Origin of the sequence: Chryseobacterium sp. MA9 (assembly GCF_024399315.1) — a bacterium.
In the GTDB taxonomy this organism is placed as follows: Bacteria; Bacteroidota; Bacteroidia; order Flavobacteriales; family Weeksellaceae; genus Chryseobacterium.
In genome coordinates, this window is sequence record NZ_CP075170.1 from 4,389,893 (window position 1) to 4,407,206 (window position 17,314).

Consider the following 17,314-nt stretch of genomic DNA (forward strand, 5'->3'; position numbering starts at 1 on the left):
TGATTTATAGTATTTTGATTTGTATTTAAATAGATAAATGTATATTATTTCTTTTGTGAAATAACGAAATCCACCATCTCATCCGTAAGGTTATCCAGATAAGCCTTATCAGTCGTACCAAATCCATGGACTCCACCGTCAACAATAATTAAAGAGTTCTGAATTTTCGCTCTGTTTAATTTTCTGTGAAGCTTTTTAGACTGGTTTAAAGGAACAATTTTATCATTATTCCCCTGAACAATTAAAGTAGGCACACCTTCTGAAACAAAATTAATAGGAGATATAGTTTTTAGATAATCAATGGCTCTGTCCTGTTCTTTTCTGATATCATATCCTGAAATTCCTTTCACAAGATTTTCCTGTAAACCGACAATTTTTTTTGACATTAATCCGATCAGGGCTACTGGAATCGTACCTAACTTTGTGTAGAAAAGCTTATTGAGGTCTGCAGGACCATAATGATCAATTACATAATTTACTTTAGCAGAATAAGACGAAAGTTCCGGGCTGCCCAGATAAGTATTATCCGGAGTATAAGCTGCCATCAGGGAAAGATGAGCTCCGGCTGAAGCTCCAAATAACCCAATATTGTTGGTATCAAAATGATATTGTTCTGCATTTTTTCTTACCCATCTTACTGCATCTTTGGTATCTTCCAAAGGTAATGGAAAATGAGTACTGTCATTCAAAAGGGTATAATTAATACTGATTACAGCATATTGCTTTGTCATCAGCTTTGCAATGGTAGTTTCCAGATAATTATCCGCGTGAACCACCTTATCACCTTCTATCCATCCACCTCCGTGAACATAGATCAATACTGGGAGTAATTGGCCTGCAGGAGCATTTTTGGGTGTAAAAATATCCAGTTTAACGGCATTACCCTTTCTGTTGGCTTTATATACAATGTCCTCAGATAAATTAGCTATTTCCGGGAGTAATGTACTTTTTACAGGTGCAGCCTTAACCTGTACTTGTGAAAAGTTCTGTGAAAAACTTAATGTGAAAACACTTAAAAATAAAACAAAAAACAGGTTTGTAAAAAACCTGTAGATTGATATGTTGTATATAGGTGATCTCATAATAAATTTTTTAGAAGGTATGTTATTTTACTAACTCCTCAAAAAGTTTACCAAAAGTACTATTTAAATCTTTGGATTTTCCAGGATGAGGTCTGGAAGTCTGCACTACAGCACTTCTTACAGCTGTCAGCCAGCGGAAACGCTCAGGAATATCAAGCAGGGCAATAGGACCACCGTCTTTATCCCCATTGGCAATTTTCTGAAAGCTTTCAAGATTCTGGATAATATCTTCATAGTCCAGTTTGCTCTGCATCAGTTTAAATTTATCCGGACACAAATAAAATTCTACCCTGATGAATTTTTCCCTTTTGGAAAACATTACCAGTCCGATATTGAAAAATTCTTCTCTTTCAACTTTAGGTACCAAGCGTATTACCGCATATTCATATATTTTATCCTCTTGCATTTTTAGCTTCGTTTACAAAGATTTGAGAATTTTCTAATCTGGTTTTCATAAACTGAAAATAGATATCACGAATTTCGTCAGGCGTTTCATCAGCATCATCCCAATGCAGCCAGTCTTCAGGAATCGTATTAACAATTTCTCTGAAAAGTGTATCATTCAGTACTTTGTGGGCAAATTGATCTGCTTCGTCAAGCATTTTTGCTTTGGGAAGAAGTACATGGTCTTTCACATATTTGAAAGGTGTTTTTGCCGCTGTATCAAAATTCTGCCAGGAGTGGTGAAAATAGAACGAAGCACCATTATCGATAATCCAAAGCTCTTTATTCCACATCAGCATATTGGTGTTCTTAAAAGTACGGTCAATGTTGGTAATAAAGGCATCCAGCCATACTATTTTTGAAGCCAGAAGGGGATCTACACTTACTCCCGGATCATAAGTGATGGAACCGGAAAGATAATGCAGACCAAGATTCAGACCTTCAGAAAATTTCAGAAGATCCTGTATTTCTTCATCAGCTTCTGTTCTCCCGAAATCGGCATCAACATTGATAAAAACTAGTTCAGGAATTTTTAGTCCCAATGCTTCGGTAATCTTCCCACCCAAAAGTTCAGATATAAGCATTTTTACCCCATGGCCTGCACCACGGAATTTTAATACATATTTGAAATCATCATCAGCTTCTGCCAGAGCGGGAAGAGATCCTCCCTCTCTCAGTGGCAGAATGTAACGCATCACGGTTACAGTTCTTAAATTCTGCATGAAGCAAAAATAAGGTTATTTTTTTATAATCTTTTTAGTGAATTCCTTTTCACCTACTTTATATTGTAAAAAATAAACTCCGCTGGTCAAATGCTGAATCGGTAGAATATATCCTGAATCTGTTTTATTCAGATGATAGTGAACCATTCTTCCGGAAGCATCTGTAAGTGAAAGTACTTCAATTTTCTTTTTAGAAATAATGTTAATAAGGTGTTGGGCAGGATTAGGATAAATTTGAACTTGAGTTTCAATAGCGGTTTCTGCTATATTTAAAGTGTTTACGACAATTAGCTTTGTTTTGGTGGTAGTGGCTCCGCAGGCATCTGTTGTCAGCTTTACATTATAACTTCCTCCTGCAGGATAGGTATGTGCCGGATTTTCCTGAGTGGAAGTTGTACCATCACCAAAATCCCATGAATAATTAGCCGCATTTTGTGTTGTATTCGTAAACTGAACGGTATTGGCTCCGGTAAGCTGATAGGTGAATCTGCTGTGAACATCATTGCTCGTTACAAACCATTTGGCAGGCTGATTATAAACCTCTGTTTTGACGATATCCTTGATTAACTGTGCCTGTGCCGAATTAAGATTTCCATTAAAAGGGATTTGTGTAGGATCTTTCTTGAATAAAATAGTATAAAATGTATAAGCAGCAGCCATAGATCCAATGTAACTCGGATGTGATTCATCCTGATCATACAGCTCAATAGCCGGGTTTTGCTCCCTGATCGTTCTCCATACTTTACCTACAGGGGAAACAATACCTTCATTGGAGGCTGCCATTTCCATATAGCGGTTATAAATTTGAGTGTCCATTCCCTGATAGGTACAGACAGTGGGAAGTCCCGGGCAATTCCCCGAATCACCGTTTTTACGGCCCCAGGTCATATAGAAGATTATATTTCCGCAGGGATTGGACGTTTTAATCAGATTTGAAAGCTGAAGTGCATAAGGATATACCTGGTTTTGAACCTGAGAATCCGGAAATGAAGGAAGCTGGCTCTGCTCCTGTAATACAACATAATCCCAGTTTCCCTGATTAATGGTTGAAATCACATCCGGATTGTTGGAATGATTCTGAAGTGTAGACCCTCCCGGTGTATGGCTGTGATGCTCCAGTACATCGCCGTTAGAAGCAGCAATACTCTGGATGAGCCCGGGTAAATTATTAACATAAGTGTAGCTGTTCCCAATAAAGAAAACCCTTTTGGTTGTCTGGCTCAGGATCAAAGAAAAAGTAATTAAAAATAAAAAAAGTAGAGTTTTTTTCATAAATTTCAATTTAAATTGATTCCATAAATATAAATAATATTAAATAAATCCCATTTGTTTTATGAATTTGATTAGTGAAAAGAATATATACTTAGAAAATAAAGAAACAAAAGGTTTTCTTGCTGATATTTTTTATCCGAATACTGAAAAAAAACTTCCGCTGGTAATATTTGTTCATGGATATAAAGGTTATAAAGATTGGGGAGCCTGGAATCTGATGGCTGAAAAGTTTGCTGAAGCAGGCTTTTTCTTCGTCAAGTTTAATTTTTCCCATAATGGAACAACGACGGAAGATCCATATAACTTTGGAGATCTTGAAGCCTTTGTTAATAACAATTATTCCAAAGAGCTTTCTGACCTTGGAGTGGTGATTGATCACTTTAGTAAAGATCCACATGTGGATGATGAAAAAATCGTTCTGATAGGCCATAGCAGAGGAGGAGGAATTTCTATCATTAAAACCTTTGAAGATGAAAGAATCAACGGTTTGATTACCTTAGCCAGTGTTGATACTTTAGATCGTTTTCCAAAAGAGGAAGCTTTTGAGAACTGGAAAAGTAACGGGGTTTATTATGCACTGAACGGACGTACCAAACAGGAAATGCCCCATTATTATCAGTTTTATGAGGATTTTGAGCAGAATGTTTACCGTTTTGATGTAGAACGGGCAACGGAAATGGCAAAAGCTCATATGCTGATTATTCATGGAACAGATGATGAAGCAGTAGAGGTAAAGCAGGCCGAACATCTCCATATTCTTCATCCAAATTCTGAACTGTTTCTGATTGAAAATGCCAATCATACTTTTGGGGCAAAAGAACCATGGACAGAAAATAATTTACCAAAAGATCTGAATACTGTAACCGGGAAATGTATTGATTTCATCAAAGAAAAATTGAAATAAAACGTTTAAAACGGCGTTATTATAAATTAATCACCATATCAGTATAATTATGAAAAAAATTATTGCAGGCGCTTTCGCGCTTTCATTGTTTGTTATTTCGTGTAAAAAAGAAACGAAAACAGAGTCTTCTATAAGTACAGATACTTTGGCTACAGTAATACCTAAGGATTCCATAGCTTCATCTGAAACAGATTCGACTGCAATACCTTCAGCCTCTGCATACTATATTATCACTAAAAATGTGGGTAAATATCCTCACGATATTAAGTTCTTCGAAGATAAAAGGATCACAGAAAGACTGAGAAAACTAACTGGTGCCCAGTATGATGAGATGGTAAAGAATTTCGATGTAGAAAGTCCTATTTCTTCAGAAAACGGAATTTATAAGCTGACAGGATGTAAACAGCATGATTGTCCAGGATTTGCTACAAGCATTTACTATGACGCTAAAAATGACAAAGTAAGTGTTTCCATTGATAAAAATGGTAAAGTCACAAACTTTGATGAAAGAAAATTATATTTTAAGAATCATTGAAAGCGAAGTAAAATATAAGAAGGGAAGCTGGAGGTTGGGAGTTATTAATGGTTTTCCATATCTATTGAAATCAAAATAAAACTGTTTTCCAAAAGGTTATTAATTTGGAAAACAGTTATTCATAAGACTTTATGTACTTCCTGCTCCCAGCCTCCAACTTCGAGCATAAAAAAAGAAGCCTGAAATTTCAGGCTTCTTTTTTTATTTTACCGTAAGTAAAACCCAGGCTTCTTCAACTTTGCTTTCCAGAAGTAATTTCTGGGCATCAGTATGAATGTTTTCATCAGCATGGAAATCTCCGGCAGGTAAAACTTCCGTATTGGCAAGCATTCCAAGATCATTTCCTGTAAATACTTTACTGTATTTTATGGCATCCGGAAGAAGATCAAAACCAATTCCTTTTGTTACCAAAGGTTTGGGTACCTCGAAAAGACTGTTTTCATTGCTTCTGGAATACCAGTTGCTGCCCAAACGGGCTACCATATCCAGTTTTTTCTGATCGAGATTTCCGGTTTCATTCAGGTATTCTTCTCTGATATGAATTTTCTGAACTTCACAGATCACAAGATTTCCAGCACCGCCCTGATCTCCCAATGATTTTACCTCTAAAACTTTACATTCAAAGTTGACCGGGCATTCTTCAATCAGTTTGGGCTGTACAAGATCCGCCTCTTTCATGGTAAGTCCGGATTTGATAAACTCATTGACTCCGGTTTCGTATTCTGTAGAAGCTAAAGAGATCTGCTGTACAATCGGGAAATTCACTGTTCCGATTACCACTTCAGGTACTTCAAGAACATTTTCCAGCGTATGTTTTGTGGTATTGTCACGTACTCTTCTTGATGGTGAAAAGATCAAAATCGGGGGAACCGTACTGAACATATTAAAAAAACTGAACGGAGATAAATTATTATTACCGTCTTTATCTACAGTGGAAGCTAATGCAATCGGACGTGGTGAAACAGCCGTCTGCATGATGGTTTGTAATTGTACGGAGGTTATCTCGGAAGGGATTACTGTTTTCATGTTTTTGCTTTTAACACTTAATTCAACTTAAGTATTCAAATGATATTAAAAAGATGCTTCGACCCCGCTCAGCATGACACTTCTAATACTAACTGTTTAGCAGTATATTTCTAGCGATGACATGCTGAGCGAAGCCGAAGCATTTATGATTAATTTTTATATTAAACTGTAGGAATAATTTTACCGGAAACTTCCCCGAAACCAACTCTTACACCATCTTTTTCAGCCCACGCCTTCATAGTCACGGTATCATTATCTTCAATGAATTTTCTTTCTTCGCCGTTGCTTAATGATAAAGGATTTTGTCCTCTCCATGTCAGTTCAAGCATAGAACCGAAAGATTTTGGATCGCTTCCCGAAATGGTTCCGCTGGCATATAAATCTCCCACTTCCACATTACATCCGTTTACCGTGTGGTGTGCAAGCTGCTGGGCCATATTCCAGTACATGTGTTTGTAATTGCTTTCAGAAATCAGGTTTTGATCTCCGTTTTCAGGCTGAATGTATACTTCAAGGTTGATATCGTAGTTTTTATCACCTTCAAATTTTAAATAATCTAAAACCTCAGGATCCTGTACTGGAGATGCTGTTCTGAATGGCTCTAAAGCTTCAAGCGTAACAACCCATGGAGAAATAGAAGAACCAAAGTTTTTCGCAAGGAATGGCCCTAGCGGAACATATTCCCAAGATTGAATATCTCTTGCGGACCAATCGTTGAAAACTACCATTCCAAAGATAGCATCTTCTGCGTCTTTCGTAGAAATACTTTCTCCCATCTCTGTATTTTTGTTGATGATGAAAGCCATTTCCAATTCAAAATCCAATTGTTTACATGGTCCGAAAACAGGCTTGTCTGCTTCTGCAGGCTTCATCTGACCTTTCGGGCGGTTGATCTCCGTTCCGGAAACTACGATAGAGGATGCTCTTCCGTGGTAACCTACCGGTAAATGTTTCCAGTTAGGCAATAAAGCGTTTGCAGGATCACGGAACATTTTTCCTACGTTAGTAGCATGTTCAATACTGCTGTAAAAGTCTGTGTAATTCGGGATGTGAACAGGCATCATCATTTTTACTTTATCCAGATCATAGAAAGCTTCTTCGATGGTTTTCTGATCTTTTGATAATATTGATCCTTCCTGTAATAATGTCTGAATTTTAGTACGAACAGCGTTGGTAACAGGTTTACCCAGTTCGATAAATTCGTTGATGGTATAAGCTTCAAAAACATTGTCGTCCAATCCTTCAATATCTTCAAAATAACCAAGATCGTACAAGGTAGCAAGATCAATTACCTGATCACCGATTCTTGTACAGCATCCGATGTATTCTTTGTTAAAAACTGCGACTCCGAAAGGAATATTGTGTATAGAAAAATCCGAATTTGAGGAATAGTCTACAAATGATTTCATAAGTTTAGATTTTAGTTAGATTCATATCATCCAGAGCATTTCCCCGGAACATTTATTTTGCCTTTTTTGTTGAGTAAGATGCTTCATCTATCCATCTGTCTTTGGTATTGACATCGATAAGGTACAGAATATTATCCTGCTGTGTCAACAATAAAGTCTTGGTAACAGGCATTGGGATTTTTTTATTTTCAAGCATGTCTGCTCTTAAAGAAATAATATTTTTTTTCCTGATGATATCACCGGTGAAAACATTAGAGCTGCTTTCTCCTGTGGCTTTATCATCGAAAACTTCTACATAAGTGGCATTGTTCCCTTTGATAATAATAAAGTCCCGTTCCGTATGATCAGCCTCATCTTTGATGAAAACGAACTTTTTGTTGTCAATATTTACATTTTCAAGATGCTGATTGATGCCTTTTCTTTGTTCAAGTCTGTTAAGGATTTCATTCAGAGAACCATATTGAGCCTTAAGCCCGAGTGTTCCCAAAAGGAAAATCCCAATTAAAAGTTTTCTCATATACTGTGTTTTATAAAAAAGTTTTGCCAGAATACTGTATTCTGACAAAACCTATATTTTAAATGTAAAATTAAAGATTACCTCTTCTTTCCTGCTCTCTTTCTAATGCTTCGAATAAAGCTTTGAAGTTTCCGGCACCAAAACTCTGTGCACCGTGTCTTTCAATAATTTCGAAGAATAGAGTAGGACGGTCTTCTACAGGCTTGGTAAAGATCTGTAACAAGTACCCTTCTTCATCATGATCAATAAGTATACCTAAATCTTGAAGTTTTTTAAGATCTTCATCAATATGGCCTACTCTTTCAGGAACCATGTCGTAATAAGCTTCTGGTGGAGCAGAAAGAAACTCTACACCACGTTTTTTCAATTCAGTTACGGTATGGATGATGTCTTTTGTAGCAACAGCAATGTGCTGTACACCTTCTCCTTCGTAGAAATCAAGATATTCTTCTACCTGAGATTTCTTTTTACCTTCAGCAGGTTCGTTGATAGGGAATTTAGCAAATCCGTTTCCGTTGGACATTACTTTAGACATCAATGCAGAATATTCTGTATTGATCTGCTTATCATCAAAAGAAAGGATGTTTACAAATCCCATTACTTTTTCATACCATTCCACTGTCGGGATCATTCTGTTCCAGTCAACATTTCCTACGCAGTGGTCTACATACAATAAACCTGCTTCTTCAGGCTTATAGTCACTTTCCCACTTTTCATATCCAGGCATGAAAGCTCCTTTGTAATTTTTTCTTTCTATAAACATGTGAACGGTTTCTCCATAGGTGTAGATACCGGACATTCTTACCTCACCATGTTCATCAGTTAAAGTTACAGGCTCTAAATATGGCTTACCACCTCTTTTAGTTGTTTCTTCGAAAGCTGCATAAGCGTCATCTACCCAAAGTGCCAAAATTTTTACTCCGTCACCATGTTTTTTTACGTGTTCGCTGATAAGAGAGTCAGACTTAAGCCCGGTAGTCAATACCAGTCTGATTTTTCCTTGTTGAAGCACATAAGATGCACGGTCCCTTACTCCTGTTTCAGGACCCGCATAAGCTACAGACTGAAAACCGAAAGCGGTCTTGTAATAATGGGCAGCCTGTTTTGCATTTCCTACATAAAACTCAATGTAATCTGTACCGTTGATCGGTAAGAAATTTTCTGCTTGAGCTATTTTCTCGGCAAATGTAAGTGTTGACATATTTTCTCTTTTACTTTTATTTTATTGGTATGCAAATTACAAAAAACTTAGACATTGCGAAAATATTCCCTTGGATTCATTGAATATATTTAACATAACGTTAAAGAAGAGTTTACTTAAGTATATTTAAGTTTCTTACGTTTGAAATTGGCTACTTACATTTGTAATACAAAAGACAAGTGAAAAAATATTTCGAAACATGAAAGCCGTAGAGATTCTCTGCGGCTTTCTTTTATATTGTTTCAATCTTTCTGTTTAACATTCCGGCATCGGGATTATAATTATCCCATATCTTCCAGGTATTATTTATTTTCCGGATGAAGTAGATCTGGGTACTCAGCTGATTGACAAAGTGCTCTTCTCCTGTTTCTCCTACCTTGAACAGAAGATTCCAGAATTCCTGAGATTCCAGTATCTTTTTGTCTGGTTCATCTGTAACGATATGAATATCAAATACTTCATAATTGGACCGGTTGTTTTTAGTAACCAGATGAAAGTCTTTGTCACAAAGCTCTTTGCTGAATTGTGATGCTCTTTCCAAGAAAGGAGAATCCTCAAATACAAGACCTTTTAAAAGTTCAGTATTGTGAGTGGGAAACAGCTTATAAAACTCAAAAGCTGTTGCACAGTAATCGTAAACCATCTGCGTAAGATATGATTGATTATCAATATCTTCATTGTCCTGTCTTTTGTATCTTACAGATAAGATATAATCGTTAAGATCTTTGTAGCCTAAGAAAATACAGATTTTATCTAATGTTTTAAGAAACCTGAGATCATTGTGGGTTTTATCCTGGTAATCATTTTCAAAAAAACGCTGCAGGGTAACATGTGAAATGGTATTTCCGATTTCAAATTTTTTCCCTCCTTTCAGTTCTTCAGCTTCAGAGAGTTCATCTTTAATGATTTCGGAAAGAATAATATAATGGCTTCTCTTCCATTCATTCACATTCCCCAGAACAGAATTCCTTACTTTAGAATGCTTTATAACTTCTTCTCGTATCGAATTATATATAGTTTTCAATTTCCTTGTTTTTGAATGAGTTTTATCAAAAATACTGCCAAAAGAGTAGCGTTTTTTTATGATTCTGTGGATGTGGGTTCAAAATATGTTTTGAGATTTTAAGTAAAAAACAATTTGGAAATCCTTATTATTTGATTATTAGTGTTTAAATCTCTCGAAAGCTGCTCTTTCCAGCATTTCTCTGTCGTCGGGATGGGCAATGCTGATGAGTTCCTGCGCTCTCTGTCGAAGGTTTTTCCCATACAGGTAAGCCGTTCCGTATTCAGTAACAACATAATGGATATGTCCTCTTGTGGTTACCACACCAGCTCCCTGTTTAAGAAAAGGAACGATTCTGGAAATTCCTTTTTTTGTTCTTGCAGTAATAGCTATAATAGGTTTTCCGTCATCACTTAATGCAGCACCACGCATAAAGTCCATTTGTCCTCCAATTCCGCTGTACTGCATTGTTCCGATAGAATCGGCACATACCTGCCCCGTGAGATCTATTTCGATGGCAGAATTGATGGCAACCATTTTTTTGTTTCTCATGATATTGATTGGGAAGTTTACTTCACTTACGTCTCTGAAAGCAAATACAGTATTGTCATCCACATAGTCATACAGTTTTCTGGTTCCGAAGCAGAAACTTGTAATGGTTTTATTATCGTTGTACCCTTTGTATTTATTGTTAATCACATCATCCTGAATTAGGTTAATAACACCATCGCTCAGCATTTCGGTGTGAATTCCCAGATCTTTATGGTTGGTAAGGCATTTTAAAACAGCATCAGGAATGGTCCCGATACCCATCTGAAGGGTAGATCTGTCTTCAATAAGTTCAGCCACATTTTTTCCTACAAGCATTTCTTCAGGACCTACTTTTGAGCCATAATCTACGGTAGGAAGTTCTTCTTCATGCCAAACTAGTTTATGGATTCTGCTGATATGGATCATTCCGTCTCCATGGGTTCTCGGCATTCTGGGATTGACGATTGCAACAATGTTTTTTGCGGTATCTACAGCCGCTCTTGCAATATCTACAGAAGTTCCCAACGTACAGAAACCATGTCTGTCCGGCGGAGAAACCGTAACAATTGCTACATCTAGAGGCAGAATATTTTTTCTGAATAAAATAGGAATTTCACTTAGAAATACAGGCACAAAGTCTCCTCTGTCAGAATTCACGGCATCACGAACAGGAGTGGAAACAAATAAGGAATTGATGAAAAAACTGTCTTTGTATTCCGGTTTTGCAATTTCCACATTGCCCTGTTGGGTAATGGAAACCATTTCTACATTTTGCAATCGGTGAGACTGTCTTGCGAGCTCATCAATCAGGTAGTTGGGAGTGCATGCACTGCCGTGAAAAAATACTCGGTTTCCACTTTTTATCGTATATATTGCTTCTTCTGCGCTGATGTAATTATTCATATTTTGTCTTTTTTGAAAGGGTGTTGAGAGCATTTTTTATTACATAAAAAACTTCTATTCTTTCAAAGATAATCTTTATAATTTTATATTCATATAAATATTTTAAGGATATTGTAGAGACTTTTGTCATATAAATAATCCAGATTCAATTTAAAAGATAAAGGACCAAATGCATTGGCATTCAGTCCTTTTTATATCATTTATTGTCTTGTCGAAAATCTTAATTGTCGGTTTCAACAGCTGTTTTTTGTTTCATACTTCCTGTTTCGGAAAATCTCAGATGCCAGCTGAAAGATTCTTCAAGCAAATGAGGGGTGTGTCCACCTCTTTCACATGCTCTGTCGAAATAGGATTGTAACTCTTCTTTATAATCCGGGTGAACACAATTATCAATGATTTTCTGTGCTCTTTCTCTCGGTGCCAATCCTCTTAAATCAGCCAATCCGATATCTGTTACCAGAATATCTACATCATGTTCTGTATGATCGGTATGAGAGACCATTGGAAGAACGTGAGAAATATTGTTGCCTTTTGAAGCGGCCTGAGTTACAAAAATACTTAAATAAGCATTTCTTGCGAAGTCTCCGGAACCTCCGATTCCATTCATGATTTTTGTTCCTCCGATATGGGTAGAGTTTACATTTCCATAGATATCGAACTCAATTGCTGTGTTGATGGCAATTACTCCAAGTCTTCTGATCAACCCGGGAGTATTGGAAATATTCTGCGGTCTTAAAACGAACTTTTCTTTATATTTTGAAAGGTTTCCTAAAACTCTCTCATAGCATTCTTGGGAAACTGTAATGGAAGATGCAGATGCAAAACTTAGCTTACCGGAATCTATCAGATCAAATGTACTGTCCTGAAGCACTTCCGAAAACATCGTCAGGTCATAAAAATTACTGTCTTTGAATCCTGTAAGAACGGCATTGGCCACTTTACCGATACCTGCCTGAAGAGGAAGTAATCTGTCTGTAAGGCGTCCCAAAAGAACTTCATTTTCAAAGAATGCAAGAAGGTGTTTGGCGATAGCTGTTGTTTTCTCGTCCGGTTCTGCAATATCAGCGGGGCTGTCCTTACGGTTGGTAAAAACGATCGCTTCAATTTTTTCAGGATCTACAGGAATACTTTTTCTCCCAATTTTATTCCATGGAGCTACAATAGGAATCACATTTCTGTAAGGATAATCTTCTGCCTGGTATATATCATGAATTCCGTAAACTTCTTCCGGGACTTCGGTATTGATTTCAATAATCACTTTCTTAGCCAAAGCCGCAAATGTCACTGAATTACCTACAGAAGTAGTAGGAACAATGCTTCCGTCTCTTTCAATATAAGCAGCTTCAATAATGGCTAGGTCAATGCTTTGAAGGTTTTTAGTATGAAGAAGTTCGGCACTTTCACTTAAATGCTGATCGATGAAGAGAATTTCACCGTTGTTGATTTTGTTCCTTAAGACAGTATCTACCTGAAACGGCATTCTTTTTTTTAGAACATTGGCTTCAGCCAGTTTTCCGTCGGTACCATGCCCCAGTGAAGCCCCGGTCATCAAAGTGACTTTTAGGTCTTCTGTTTTTCCTCTTTCCGCCAGTGCCGGCAAAATAGCTTTGCTGTCACCTGCTTTTGTAAAGCCGCTGGACCCAATGGTCATACCGTCTTTAATAATTTTTACAGCGTTTTCAGCTGTTGTTACCTTTTGGTGTAAACTTTCTAATCTGATTCTTTCTAACATGTAATATTGATTTTGTTTTAAACCACCATTACTTAGGATGCGTCATGAAAAATAATGATGGTTAAATATGTTAACCATACCTTACAAATTTACGAAAAAAGACGCTTTAAATAAAGGATTTAAAGCGTCTTTTGTCTCTATTCAGTAATACTTTTTGAGAAATTTTACTGTTTTATTCCAGCCAAGAAGTTTTGTAAGAAGGATCTTCCACTTTTAAAGCTTCTTCGGTGATTTTTAAAGGACGGAAAGGGTCTACCATTACAGCATATTCTTCCGTAAATTTTTTACTAATACTTCTTTCCATAGCACCCGGATGAGGTCCGTGTACAATTCCTCCAGGGTGAAGGGTAAAGTCCATCAAGTCAATATGATTACGGCTCATGAAATCCCCTTCTGTATAGAACAATACCTCATCAGAATCAATATTGGAGTGATTGTAAGGTGCAGGAATTGCCTGTGGATGATAATCATACATTCTTGCACAGAATGAGCATACTACGAAATTGTGTCCTTCAAAATTTTGGTGAACCGGTGGCGGTTGGTGAATTCTTCCGGTAATGGGTTCAAAGTTTTTAATATTGAATTTATAAGGATAAAAATATCCGTCCCAGCCTACTACATCAAACGGATGTGTTGCGTAGATGAAATCTGTAATCTGGTTTTCTTTTTTTACTTTAATAAGGAATTCTCCTTTCTCGTCAACAGGTTCTTTATAAGTAGGAGCAATCATATCTCTCTCGCAGAATGGAGAATGTTCCAAAAGCTGTCCGAATTCATTTCTGTATCTTTTCGGAGTATAAATAGGAGAGTGGCTTTCCAATACAAAAAATACAGTATCATCAGATTTCAGCTCTACCTGATAAATGGTTCCTCTCGGAATTATAAGATAATCTCCGGTAACGAATTCAAGATCTCCTACAAAAGTTTTTAAAATTCCGGTTCCCTGATGAACATATAAAAGTTCATCACATTCCGCATTTTTGTAGAAATAATCCATCGATTTTCTCGGCTTAGCCAATCCCATTTTCAAATCATTATTCATCAAAAGGATTTTTCGGCTGTCCATGAAATCCTCTTCAGGAGTAACATTCATCCCCTTAAACATTCTTGGAGCGATGTTTTTTTCCACAGCTATTTTTGGCGTGACATCTTTCGGTTCACCGATAGATTTGATCTGCGTAGGGCGGTGGATATGATATAACAGAGAAGAAATACCATGGAAGCCTTCTGTACCGAAGAGCTGTTCATAGTAAAATTTATCTTCCGGAGACTTAAAGATCGTATGTCTTTTTGGTGGGATATTTCCCGCTAAATGATATCTCATTTTACTTTCTTATGTAGTTTCTCAAATTTAATCATTTTTCATGAATTGACTCAACCTATATTTTTAAGATTAAGTTTTGTATTTAAAAAATAATTGTTAGATTTGTCTAACAATTATAATTTCATGAAGCGAATATTATTTTCTATTACTTTTTTATCAACCTATTGTTTTGCGCAGGAGACAGACAGTTTAAGCTTACAACAATCTAAAACTTTGGATTCTGCAAAAGTTATGAAGAGGGAAATCAAGACAAGTAACATCGAGGATGTAGTGGTGACCGGTACCATAAAACCGATGAGCAGATCAAAAAGTCCTGTAGCAGTAGAGATCTACAGCCAGGAATTCTTTCAGAAAAACCCGACTCCCAGTATTTTTGAAGCCATTGCTATGGTGAATGGAGTAAAACCTCAGCTGAATTGTTCTGTGTGTAATACGGGAGATATCCATATCAACGGACTGGAAGGTCCCTACACTATGATTCTGATTGACGGAATGCCCATTGTGAGTTCACTTTCTACGGTATATGGATTGAGTGGAATTCCGAACAGTCTGGTAGACCGAATAGAAGTGGTAAAGGGGCCTGCATCATCCATTTATGGTTCTGAAGCAATGGGAGGAGTAATTAATATTATTACTAAAAATGCTTTGACCGCTCCTAAGCTAAGCGTAGATATGATGACGAGTACCTGGAGTGAGAATAATCTGGATCTTTCAACCAAGTTCAATGCAGGAAAGAATGCCGCTTCATTATTAAGTTTGAATTATTTCAGTTTTAAAGAAAGAATAGACCAGAATAAAGATAATTTTACAGATGCTACCTTACAAAGCAGAATTTCAGTTTTCAACAAATGGAATTTTAAAAGAAAAGAAAACAGACAGGCAAGTTTTGCAATGAGGTATCTGTATGAAGACCGTTTTGGAGGAGAAATGCAATGGAATAAATCTTTCCGCGGCAGTGATGAAGTGTATGGAGAAAGCATTTATACCAACAGAGCGGAGGTTTTCGGATTGTATGAATGGCCTATCAAGGAGCATATTGTGACACAGTTTTCCTATAACTATCATGACCAGAACTCATTTTACGGATCAAACCCCTTCAATGCCACACAAAAAGTAGCTTTCGTACAGACGTATTGGGACAGAAGCTTCGGGAAACATGATATCACTGCCGGGCTTACTTTCAAAAGAACGTTTTACGATGACAATACACCCGGAACATTAGCCGCAGACGGTATCACGAATGCACCAATGAAATCTCCTATCTGGGGTGCCTTTATCCAGGATCAGTGGGAAATCAATGATAAAAATACTTTATTGCTTGGATACCGATATGACTATGATAAAGTACATCATTCTGTACATTCGCCGAGGTTAGCATGGAAGTTTTCACCCAATCCGTATCATACCCTGCGTTTCAATTTTGGAACGGGCTTCAGAGTGGTGAATTTATTTACTGAAGATCATGCTGCACTGACAGGTTCAAGAGAAGTGGTGGTAAAGTCTGATCTTAAACCGGAAAGATCAGTGAACGGAAACCTGAATTATATATGGAAAATTCCTGTAGGAAACCGTCTGGTGAATCTTGATGCTTCTGCATTCTATACTTATTTCAGCAATAAAATTGTAGGTGATTTTGATTCCGATCCTAATAAAATTATTTATGATAATCTTCACGGATACGGAATTTCAAGAGGAGCTTCTTTGAACGTGGATTTTAGTTTTCAATTTCCCTTGAGTGTCAATCTTGGAGTGACTTATCTTGATGTATATCAGAAATTTGATAACGAAAATCAAAAAATACAACAGCTGCATGCTCCAAAATGGAGTGGAACCTATAACCTTACATATAAGTTCCCAAGTAACCTGACTATAGATTTTACAGGACAATTTTATGGACCGATGAGGCTTCCTGTTCTGCAGAATGATTATCGCCCTGAATATTCACCATTCTATTCTTTGGCCAATATTCAGGTGTCCAAGAGTTTCAAATCAGGATTTGAAGTGTACTGCGGAATTAAAAATTTATTCAATTTTACCCCTAAAGATCCTTTGATGAGATCGTTTGACCCATTTGACAAACATGTTGATGATCCTATCAACAATCCTAATCATTATACTTTTGATACAGCATACGGGTATGCCCCAATGCAGCGTATCAGAGGTTTTCTGGGAATAAAATATACTTTAAAATGAAAAAAATAACTTTATTTTTAATGTTAGTGTCCTGTTTTTATCTGTCTCAGATGAAGACAGGCACTTTTTCTGATCTTGAGGTTCAGCAGAAAGAAAATCCAAAGCCGGTTGTGATCCATCTTTATACCGATTGGTGTGCGGTGTGTAAGATTGAGTCTTTCCGTATGAATAAAAATAAAGAGCTGGTAGATATGATGAATGATCATTTCTATTTTATCAATTTTGAAGCAGAGAAAACGAAGGAAAAAATTCATTTCCAGAATCAGGGAGTTTGAGTACCTGCAGAATGGAAATTCCGGAATTCATGAGTTGGCGATGGCTTTATCTAAGAATAAAAATCAGCCTGTTTATCCTTTATGGGTGTTCCTGGATAAGCATCAGAATCTGGTGTATTATCAGGAAGGGCAGATGACACCCTGAAAAAATGAAGCAGAAGCTGTTGGAAATTTCGGCTTTGTAAGTTGTGATTTGTTGGGAAACGCAAAGGTGCAAAGTTTTTTTCTTTCTTATGTTTTA

The 17,314-nt window shown here is 36.9% G+C and carries 16 protein-coding genes; 4 read left to right on the forward strand and 12 right to left on the reverse strand.

Going from position 1 to position 17,314, the window contains the following annotated elements; all coding sequences use genetic code 11:
* Positions 1 to 44: 44 nt before the first annotated feature.
* From KIK00_RS20125 to KIK00_RS20140, 4 genes are read right to left on the reverse strand one after another with little or no spacing between them, the layout of a single operon-like run.
* A complete protein-coding gene (locus tag KIK00_RS20125; protein ID WP_255814054.1) occupies positions 45 to 1,082 on the reverse strand; it encodes an alpha/beta hydrolase in 1,038 nt (345 codons plus the stop codon).
* A 22-nt stretch (positions 1,083 to 1,104) separates the two neighbouring features.
* Positions 1,105 to 1,488, reverse strand: coding sequence for a DUF3037 domain-containing protein (locus KIK00_RS20130; RefSeq protein ID WP_255814055.1), 384 nt, complete (start codon positions 1,486 to 1,488; stop codon positions 1,105 to 1,107).
* Positions 1,475 to 2,248, reverse strand: a complete 774-nt coding sequence (locus tag KIK00_RS20135) for a HipA family kinase (RefSeq protein ID WP_255814056.1) — start codon at positions 2,246 to 2,248, stop codon at positions 1,475 to 1,477. The genes KIK00_RS20130 and KIK00_RS20135 overlap by 14 nt, the downstream gene beginning before the upstream one ends.
* A 15-nt stretch (positions 2,249 to 2,263) precedes the next feature.
* Positions 2,264 to 3,520, reverse strand: coding sequence for a PKD domain-containing protein (locus KIK00_RS20140; protein ID WP_255814057.1), 1,257 nt, complete (start codon positions 3,518 to 3,520; stop codon positions 2,264 to 2,266).
* 61 nt (positions 3,521 to 3,581) lie between these two features.
* Here KIK00_RS20140 and KIK00_RS20145 point away from each other — a divergent pair, with 61 nt between their 5' ends.
* Together KIK00_RS20145 and KIK00_RS20150 are read left to right on the forward strand one after the other, a co-directional pair.
* Complete coding sequence (locus KIK00_RS20145) at positions 3,582 to 4,424, forward strand: S9 family peptidase (protein WP_255814058.1); 843 nt, start codon at positions 3,582 to 3,584, stop codon at positions 4,422 to 4,424.
* A 49-nt stretch (positions 4,425 to 4,473) separates the two neighbouring features.
* Complete coding sequence (locus KIK00_RS20150) at positions 4,474 to 4,959, forward strand: hypothetical protein (protein WP_255814059.1); 486 nt, start codon at positions 4,474 to 4,476, stop codon at positions 4,957 to 4,959.
* Between the two features lie 201 nt (positions 4,960 to 5,160).
* Here the strand turns inward: KIK00_RS20150 and KIK00_RS20155 are convergent, their stop codons facing one another.
* The 8 genes from KIK00_RS20155 to KIK00_RS20190 form a co-directional block, all read right to left on the reverse strand.
* A complete protein-coding gene (locus KIK00_RS20155) occupies positions 5,161 to 5,985 on the reverse strand; it encodes a flavin reductase family protein (RefSeq protein WP_255814060.1) in 825 nt (274 codons plus the stop codon).
* A 161-nt stretch (positions 5,986 to 6,146) separates the two neighbouring features.
* A complete protein-coding gene (fahA, locus tag KIK00_RS20160) occupies positions 6,147 to 7,394 on the reverse strand; it encodes a fumarylacetoacetase (RefSeq protein WP_255814061.1) in 1,248 nt (415 codons plus the stop codon).
* A gap of 52 nt (positions 7,395 to 7,446) precedes the next feature.
* Complete coding sequence (locus KIK00_RS20165) at positions 7,447 to 7,911, reverse strand: hypothetical protein (protein ID WP_255814062.1); 465 nt, start codon at positions 7,909 to 7,911, stop codon at positions 7,447 to 7,449.
* A 70-nt stretch (positions 7,912 to 7,981) separates the two neighbouring features.
* Positions 7,982 to 9,112: a 4-hydroxyphenylpyruvate dioxygenase gene (gene hppD / locus KIK00_RS20170; protein ID WP_047382674.1), complete on the reverse strand. Its 1,131-nt coding sequence runs from the start codon at positions 9,110 to 9,112 to the stop codon at positions 7,982 to 7,984.
* 232 nt (positions 9,113 to 9,344) lie between these two features.
* On the reverse strand, positions 9,345 to 10,136 hold the full coding sequence (locus KIK00_RS20175; protein WP_255814063.1) for a hypothetical protein: 792 nt from the start codon (positions 10,134 to 10,136) through the stop codon (positions 9,345 to 9,347).
* Positions 10,137 to 10,274: 138 nt separating this feature from the next.
* On the reverse strand, positions 10,275 to 11,549 hold the full coding sequence (locus tag KIK00_RS20180) for an acetyl-CoA hydrolase/transferase family protein (protein WP_255814064.1): 1,275 nt from the start codon (positions 11,547 to 11,549) through the stop codon (positions 10,275 to 10,277).
* Positions 11,550 to 11,769: 220 nt separating this feature from the next.
* Positions 11,770 to 13,281 carry a succinate CoA transferase gene (locus tag KIK00_RS20185; protein ID WP_255814065.1) on the reverse strand — a complete coding sequence of 504 codons (1,512 nt, stop codon included), beginning with the start codon at positions 13,279 to 13,281 and terminating at the stop codon, positions 11,770 to 11,772.
* A gap of 172 nt (positions 13,282 to 13,453) precedes the next feature.
* A complete protein-coding gene (locus KIK00_RS20190; RefSeq protein WP_255814066.1) occupies positions 13,454 to 14,605 on the reverse strand; it encodes a homogentisate 1,2-dioxygenase in 1,152 nt (383 codons plus the stop codon).
* Between the two features lie 123 nt (positions 14,606 to 14,728).
* Between KIK00_RS20190 and KIK00_RS20195 the strand changes: the two genes are divergently transcribed.
* Positions 14,729 to 16,798 (forward strand): TonB-dependent siderophore receptor, encoded by a 2,070-nt coding sequence (locus KIK00_RS20195; protein ID WP_255814067.1) that lies wholly within the window; start codon positions 14,729 to 14,731, stop codon positions 16,796 to 16,798.
* Positions 16,795 to 17,073 (forward strand): hypothetical protein, encoded by a 279-nt coding sequence (locus tag KIK00_RS20200; protein WP_255814073.1) that lies wholly within the window; start codon positions 16,795 to 16,797, stop codon positions 17,071 to 17,073. Before KIK00_RS20195 ends, KIK00_RS20200 begins: the two co-directional genes overlap by 4 nt.
* The last annotated feature ends 241 nt before the right edge of the window (positions 17,074 to 17,314 follow it).

Bases quoted from the DNA above. Each gene is read 5' to 3' on its own strand.
- KIK00_RS20130 (WP_255814055.1), bottom strand. From the start codon at position 1,488: ATGCAAGAGGATAAAATATATGAATATGCGGTAATACGCTTGGTACCT.
- KIK00_RS20155 (WP_255814060.1), bottom strand. From the start codon at position 5,985: ATGAAAACAGTAATCCCTTCCGAGATAACCTCCGTACAATTACAAACC.
- KIK00_RS20185 (WP_255814065.1), bottom strand. From the start codon at position 13,281: ATGTTAGAAAGAATCAGATTAGAAAGTTTACACCAAAAGGTAACAACA.
- KIK00_RS20145 (WP_255814058.1), top strand. From the start codon at position 3,582: ATGAATTTGATTAGTGAAAAGAATATATACTTAGAAAATAAAGAAACA.
- KIK00_RS20180 (WP_255814064.1), bottom strand. From the start codon at position 11,549: ATGAATAATTACATCAGCGCAGAAGAAGCAATATATACGATAAAAAGT.
- KIK00_RS20190 (WP_255814066.1), bottom strand. From the start codon at position 14,605: ATGAGATATCATTTAGCGGGAAATATCCCACCAAAAAGACATACGATC.
- KIK00_RS20135 (WP_255814056.1), bottom strand. From the start codon at position 2,248: ATGCAGAATTTAAGAACTGTAACCGTGATGCGTTACATTCTGCCACTG.
- hppD (WP_047382674.1), bottom strand. From the start codon at position 9,112: ATGTCAACACTTACATTTGCCGAGAAAATAGCTCAAGCAGAAAATTTC.
- fahA (WP_255814061.1), bottom strand. From the start codon at position 7,394: ATGAAATCATTTGTAGACTATTCCTCAAATTCGGATTTTTCTATACAC.
- KIK00_RS20200 (WP_255814073.1), top strand. From the start codon at position 16,795: ATGAAAAAAATAACTTTATTTTTAATGTTAGTGTCCTGTTTTTATCTG.
- KIK00_RS20195 (WP_255814067.1), top strand. From the start codon at position 14,729: ATGAAGCGAATATTATTTTCTATTACTTTTTTATCAACCTATTGTTTT.
- KIK00_RS20125 (WP_255814054.1), bottom strand. From the start codon at position 1,082: ATGAGATCACCTATATACAACATATCAATCTACAGGTTTTTTACAAAC.
- KIK00_RS20140 (WP_255814057.1), bottom strand. From the start codon at position 3,520: ATGAAAAAAACTCTACTTTTTTTATTTTTAATTACTTTTTCTTTGATC.
- KIK00_RS20150 (WP_255814059.1), top strand. From the start codon at position 4,474: ATGAAAAAAATTATTGCAGGCGCTTTCGCGCTTTCATTGTTTGTTATT.
- KIK00_RS20165 (WP_255814062.1), bottom strand. From the start codon at position 7,911: ATGAGAAAACTTTTAATTGGGATTTTCCTTTTGGGAACACTCGGGCTT.